This window comes from Acidovorax sp. (assembly GCF_047607405.1).
Taxonomy (GTDB): Bacteria; Pseudomonadota; Gammaproteobacteria; order Burkholderiales; family Burkholderiaceae_C; genus Acidovorax.
The window spans coordinates 1-5,404 of the sequence record NZ_JASGDA010000107.1 but is presented as its reverse complement, the minus strand read 5'-3'; the positions used below and the strand labels follow the sequence as shown (position 1 = coordinate 5,404).

At 63.8% G+C, this 5,404-nt stretch carries 7 protein-coding genes and 1 pseudogene; 5 read left to right on the top strand and 3 right to left on the bottom strand.

Annotated elements, in window-relative coordinates; translation table 11 throughout:
* The coding region (locus QM569_RS12645) for a GDSL-type esterase/lipase family protein (RefSeq protein WP_414987591.1) at positions 1–291 on the bottom strand (291 nt) is incomplete at its 3' end.
* Positions 292–321: 30 nt separating this feature from the next.
* Here QM569_RS12645 and QM569_RS12640 point away from each other — a divergent pair.
* The 4 genes from QM569_RS12640 (at position 322) to rlmB (ending at position 4,042) form a co-directional block, all read left to right on the top strand.
* Positions 322–1,014, top strand: coding sequence for an ABC transporter ATP-binding protein (locus tag QM569_RS12640; RefSeq protein WP_414987590.1), 693 nt, complete (start codon positions 322–324; stop codon positions 1,012–1,014).
* Positions 1,015–1,093: 79 nt separating this feature from the next.
* On the top strand, positions 1,094–1,771 hold the full coding sequence (locus QM569_RS12635; RefSeq protein ID WP_414987589.1) for a hypothetical protein: 678 nt from the start codon (positions 1,094–1,096) through the stop codon (positions 1,769–1,771).
* A complete protein-coding gene (locus tag QM569_RS12630) occupies positions 1,768–3,225 on the top strand; it encodes a hypothetical protein (RefSeq protein WP_414987588.1) in 1,458 nt (485 codons plus the stop codon). The genes QM569_RS12635 and QM569_RS12630 overlap by 4 nt, the downstream gene beginning before the upstream one ends.
* Positions 3,226–3,286: 61 nt before the next feature.
* The gene (rlmB, locus tag QM569_RS12625) at positions 3,287–4,042 is read left to right on the top strand and encodes a 23S rRNA (guanosine(2251)-2'-O)-methyltransferase RlmB (RefSeq protein WP_414987587.1); all 756 of its coding nucleotides are present in this window, start codon (positions 3,287–3,289) and stop codon (positions 4,040–4,042) included.
* On the opposite strand, the gene QM569_RS12620 is transcribed toward rlmB, so the two are convergent.
* Together QM569_RS12620 and QM569_RS12615 are read right to left on the bottom strand one after the other, a co-directional pair.
* Positions 4,032–4,478 carry an SRPBCC family protein gene (locus QM569_RS12620; RefSeq protein ID WP_414987586.1) on the bottom strand — a complete coding sequence of 149 codons (447 nt, stop codon included), beginning with the start codon at positions 4,476–4,478 and terminating at the stop codon, positions 4,032–4,034. The genes rlmB and QM569_RS12620 overlap by 11 nt on opposite strands.
* Before the next feature lie 37 nt (positions 4,479–4,515).
* The gene (locus QM569_RS12615) at positions 4,516–5,175 is read right to left on the bottom strand and encodes a dihydrofolate reductase family protein (RefSeq protein ID WP_414987585.1); all 660 of its coding nucleotides are present in this window, start codon (positions 5,173–5,175) and stop codon (positions 4,516–4,518) included.
* Positions 5,176–5,295: 120 nt separating this feature from the next.
* Here QM569_RS12615 and QM569_RS12610 point away from each other — a divergent pair.
* Positions 5,296–5,404: pseudogene (locus QM569_RS12610) on the top strand (TetR family transcriptional regulator); the annotation flags it as partial.

Below are 5,404 nucleotides of genomic sequence, written 5' to 3'. Positions count from 1 at the left end.
GCCGCCCAGCTCGATCACCACGTGCGTGGGTTGGTGCTGCGCCAGCAGCGCTGCCAGGCGCGAGCGGCCGCCGGAGGTGGTCTCGCCGCTCACGCTGGCGTTGACCACCGTGGCGCCGATCCTGTCCCGCGCGAGCTGCTTTTCCAGCAGGGCCACCCAGCCCGTGCCGCGCGCCAGGCCGTATTCGGCGGAAAGCGAATCGCCCAGCACCAGGATCACCGTGCGGCGCCCCTGGGCGCGTGCGGAAATCGCAGCCAGCAGGCCCGCCGCGATAAAGTGGCGCCGTAGCAGCCATTGAGCTTTCACCGTAAAGAACCTTCCATGTCCGAATATTCCTCGCCGTCCATCATTGCCGTGGAGCACGTCTTCAAGTCGGTGACGGACTCCACCGGCACGCTCGACATTCTGCGGGATATCGATTTCCGCCTGGCCCCGAGGGAAACCGCCGCCATCGTCGGCGCGTCGGGCTCGGGCAAGAGCACGCTGCTGTCCATCATCGCCGGGCTGGACATGCCCACGCGCGGCACCGTGCGACTGGATGGGCACGACCTGTTCGCCATCGACGAGGACGAGCGCGCCGCGCTGCGGGCGCAAAAGGTGGGCTTCGTCTTCCAGAGCTTCCAGCTCATGGGCAACCTGACGGCGCTGGAGAACGTGATGCTGCCGCTGGAGCTTGCCAGCCGCCCCGAGGTGCGCAAGGGCGCCCGCAAGGCCGCCGCCGACATGCTGGAGCGCGTGGGCCTGGGCCAGCGCCTGGGCCATTACCCCAAGGTGCTCTCGGGCGGCGAGCAGCAGCGCGTGGCGCTGGCCCGCGCCTTCGTGGTGCAGCCCGCCGTGCTGCTGGCCGACGAGCCCACGGGCAGCCTGGACTTCGCCACGGGCGAGACCATCATGCGGCTGATGTTCGAGCTGAACCGCGAGCAGGGCACGACGCTGGTGCTGGTCACGCACGATCGGGGCATTGCCGCGCAGTGCGAGCGCTGCATCACCATCGAGGCCGGGCGCGTCGTTTGAAGCGTGAAAGTTTGAAGCGTTTTTGGCATCCAGTCCTTATGTGTAAACCGTTGATAGCTATGAAATAAGTAGCAAAAGCATGACCAGAACCACTTTGACGATAGACTTGCTGTGCCTGGAGGCGCAGTTGTTTTCCGACCTGGAGAGCAAGCACGCCGATCCTGCCTTGTTCGGCGTGACGGATGGCAAGGCGGTGGGCACCTATCTTGAACACAAGTTCAGAACCTACCTGCAAGAGCACTACGATTTTGCGCAAGGTAACTCGGCGAACGGTATCGACTTCCCCGGTCTTGGCGTGGACATGAAGGTCACCAGCATCCGGCAGCCGCAATCCTCGTGCCCGTTCAGATCGGCCCGCCAGAAGATATACGGCCTGGGCTACGGGCTCATCGTTTTCGTGTACGACAAGGCCGATGACCCGGCTACCCGCTGTGCCACGCTGCGCATGACCGATACGGTCTATGTGGAGCCCCGGCGCACTGCGGACTTCCAGATGACGCGGGGTCTGCGCCAGATCGTGGACAACGAAGGCAACCAGGACGATCTGATGGCATTCATGACGGAAAGGAACCTGCCGGTCGATGAAATCGAACTGATGAACCTGGCCCGGGAGATTCTTCAAGCGAAGCCGGACCAGGGCTACTTGACCATTTCCAACGCCTTGCAATGGCGGCTTCAGTATGGGCGCGCCATCGAAAAGGCGGGTAGTGAACCAGGGCTGCGCTCGATCTACAAGAGCGCGCCGCTTGCTCCATGAACATGGACAGGAAAAAGCGGATCGAGTTCGGCGATTTCCAGACGCCGGATGCCCTAGCGGTGCAAGTCTGCGAATACTTGAAAGCCCAGGGCTTGCGGCCCGATGTGGTGGTCGAGCCCACCTGTGGGGTCGGGGCTTTCGTCCTGGCGGCGGCGCAGGTGTTCAGCGGTGCCCGTGAAGTCCTGGGCCTTGAAATCAACGCAGCCTATCTGGACACCCTGCGCGGCAAGCTTCAGGCCAGCCCGACGCTCACGCACGTGCGGCTGGAGCAGGCGGATTTTTTCTCGGCCGACTGGTCTGCCCGAACCAGGGGGTTGACGGGCCGTCTTCTGGTGGTCGGCAACTTCCCTTGGGTCACGAATGCAGCGCTGGGCGCGATAGGCGGGGAGAACCTTCCGGAGAAGTCCAATTTCCTCGGCCTCAGCGGCTTTGACGCCATCAGCGGCAAGGCCAACTTCGACATTTCGGAATCCATGCTGCTGGAGGTGTTGCGCTGGCTTGCTCCACGCGGAGGCGACGTGGCGATGCTGGTCAAGACGACCGTGGCCCGCAAGGTTCTGGCACATGCCCAGCGGCTGCGGCAGCCCGTTGCGGATGCGCGAATGGTGGAGATCGACGCAAAAAAGCATTTTGGAGCCTCGGTCGATGCGTGCCTGCTGGTTATCCGCCTTGATCCCACGGCCAGCACGTCGTATGACTACACGGTGTTTGCAAGCCTTGAGGATCGGCAGGGCCGCAAGGTAGGCCACCGTCAGGGCCTCATCGTGAGTGACTTGGATGCCTTCGAGTCGTGCTCTTATCTGGTGGGACAAAGCCCGCAGAAGTGGCGTTCCGGCATCAAGCACGATGCTTCGGCGATCATGGAATTCACCCGAGGAGCGGAAGGCTTCGTCAATGGCTTGGGGGAGTCTGTGCAACTGGAAGACGCTTGCCTGTACCCCTTAATGAAAGGCTCGGACATTGGCAGCGACAAGGTATGGCGCAACAAGTTTGTTCTTGTCACGCAACGGGCCGTGGGTGCCGATACCAGCCCCATCCGGGCGCTGGCTCCCAGAACTTGGGCCTATCTGGAGGCGCATGCTGGGCAACTCGACGCGCGCGCAAGCACCATCTATGCGAAGAATCCGCGCTTTTCGATCTTTGGAGTGGGGGACTACGCGTTCAGACCTTGGCGCATCGCTATCTGCGGTTTGTACAAAGCGCTTCGGTTTCGAATTGTGGCTCCGATAGAGGGGAGGCCCGTCATGTTCGATGACACGGTGTACTACCTGTCTTTCGACACGCAGGTGCAAGCCTTGCAAACGCTGGCTGATCTGGAAAGCGAGGCAGCCAGAGGGCTTCTGTCCTCGTTGATCTTCTGGGATGAAAAACGCCCCATCAAGACCAGCATCCTCAACGTGCTGGACTGGTCGAAGCTTCATGCCGACATGCAACGGCAGGCCGCATTGATCTGAATTTGAGTACGCGACACTCACCTTATGCCCGGAGCGCCTGGAGGCAACGGATAATTTCCCCATGTCCACCCCCAAAGTCCTTTTCGGCTTCCACGCCGTGGGCGTGCGCCTGAAGACCGCGCCCCAGTCCATCATCGAGATCTACTACGAGGCCACGCGCCGCGACGCGCGCATGCGCCAGTTCCTGGACCGCGCGCGCGAGGCCGGGGCGCGGCTGATCGAGGCCGACGCGCTGCGCATCGCAAAATTGGCGGGCAGCCACGGCCACCAGGGCGTGGCCGCGCGGGTGGAACCGGTGGCGCAGGCCACGTCGCTCGACGAACTGCTCGAAGACCTGGAGGCCGCAGGCACCGCCCAGCCCCTGCTGCTGGTGCTGGACGGCGTGACCGACCCGCACAACCTGGGCGCCTGCCTGCGCGTGGCCGACGGCGCGGGCGCGCATGCCGTCATCGCGCCCAAGGACCACGCCGTGGGCATCAACGCCACGGTTGCCAAGGTGGCCAGCGGCGCGGCCGAGACCATGCCCTACTTCATGGTGACCAACCTGGCGCGCACGCTGGGTGAATTGAAGGAGCGCAACATCTGGTGCATAGGCACCAGCGACGATGCGCCCAAGACGATCTACCAGGTGGATTTGAAAGGCCCCGTGGCCCTGGTGCTGGGCGCCGAGGGCGACGGCATGCGGCAACTCACGCGCAAGACCTGCGACGAGCTGGTCAGCATCCCCATGCAGGGAGCGGTGGAGAGCCTGAACGTGTCCGTGGCCAGCGGCGTGTGCCTGTACGAGGCGCTGCGCCAGCGCACGGCTAGCCGGTGATGTCGGGTTCGACCAGTTGGGCCAACTGCGCCAGCGATTCCTGCCAGCCCAGGTAGCAGCCTTCGGTGGGGATCAGCTCGGGAATCCCCGCCTGCTCGATGCGGACCTCGGTGCCGCACGACACGGCGCGCAGTTGCACGGTCACGCGCATCTTGCCCGGCATGCTGGGGTCGTCGAAGCGGTCGGTGTATTCGATGAACTCGCCCGGCACCAGCTTCACGTACTCGCCGCCGAACGAGTGGCTGTGGCCGGTGGTGAAGTTCTCGAACGACATCCTGAAGCTGCCGCCGACCTGGCCGTCAAACTGGTGGACGTGGCAGACGAAGCCGTAGGGCGGCAGCCACTTGGCCAGCGCCGCGCTGTGCGTGAAGGCGCGGAAGACCTTGTCGGGCGTGGTGCGCAGCACGCGGTGCAGGTGGACGGTTCCGGTGGGCATGTCGGGGACTCCTGAGGTGGTGGTTTGTCAGCTGCGGTCATGGGTTTCTTTGTGTGCCCGGTGTACGCACGTACCGCAAATGCGTGGCGGCAGACCCATTGACGACTTCATCGATCTGAAACCGCGGCAGGGGATCGCTCAACTGCTCGAAAAGCCTGCGTCCGCCGCCAAAGAACACGGGCGCCAGGGCGATCTCCAGCTCATCCACGGCGTCGAGGTTGAGGTATTGGTCAATCACGTCCGCACCGCCTGAAATGCGAATGTCGGCAGCCCCCGCGGCTTGCCGGGCCAGCGCCAGGGCATGTTCGGGCCCTTCGTTGACGAAGTAGAACGTCGTCCCACCAGGGCGCACCCAAGGGGCGCGCTTTTCATGGGTCAGAACGTACACGGGCGTGTGAAACGGCGCGTTTTCGGGCCAGCTGACCTCGCCTTGGTCGAACATGCGCTTGCCCATGATGTGGGCGCCCGTGCGCTCGAAGGTGTGCCGAACCATGTCGTTGACAGGCCCGGTTTCTCCGCCGTCGCCGAACAGGGGCCTGAGCAGGTGGCGAAAGTACTGCTGCTTGATGAGCCACGCCATCAACGCCCCCCACTTGGCGCCCCAGTTTTTGTGCGCGGGGTCGCTCATGGTCATGCCTTCGGGGGCCATGTAGCCATCGAGGCTCAGGGCAATGTTGACGAATACTTTGTTGCTCATGGTTCTGGGCGGTGAGCGCCATGGGTGTGGACGATGTTCACATGCTAGGCGCTAAAATGAACGCTGTCCACATCACACCCCTCCTGCGGCTGTAGTTTTTTGTTTGACCCGAAGGACGCCATGCCCACGGCCCGCCGCTCCAAGCCCCGCAAGACCTACCACCACGGCGACCTGCGCGCCGCGCTGCTGGCGGCGGGCGTGGCGCTGGCGCGCGAGGGCGGCCCGCAGG